The organism is Pseudomonas sp. 2822-17 (assembly GCF_002742485.1).
GTDB lineage: Bacteria > Pseudomonadota > Gammaproteobacteria > Pseudomonadales > Pseudomonadaceae > Aquipseudomonas > Aquipseudomonas cyclaminis.
In genome coordinates this window covers 1-276 of record NZ_LJRZ01000713.1, presented here as the reverse complement: position 1 = coordinate 276, position 276 = coordinate 1, and the positions used below count along the sequence as shown (strand labels likewise).

The 276-nt window shown below is 37.0% G+C and carries 1 pseudogene; it reads right to left on the bottom strand.

What is annotated here, in order from left to right:
* Nucleotides 1–276, bottom strand: a pseudogene (locus AOA60_RS23935) (hypothetical protein); the annotation flags it as partial.

Here is a 276-nt window from a genome sequence, read left to right as displayed (position 1 = left end):
GTCGATAATATATCCATGGGCAATTCCTTCATAATCGCGCATTAGTTTAACTCCTTCTTCTTGATGGTGAATTGTCTTAAATACTTCAACATGTGAAGGAATCATAGACTGCAATTTTTGGAGATCTTGAGGCGATTCTGTACCATGACACTGTATGACTTGAAGGGAACACCTATCAATAATTTTTACTATATTATCCACAGATTCATTAACAAAAACACCCACTAGCTTCTGATAGCTGCTCTTTGGAGTTAGTTTCTGCCATTCTGCAACATC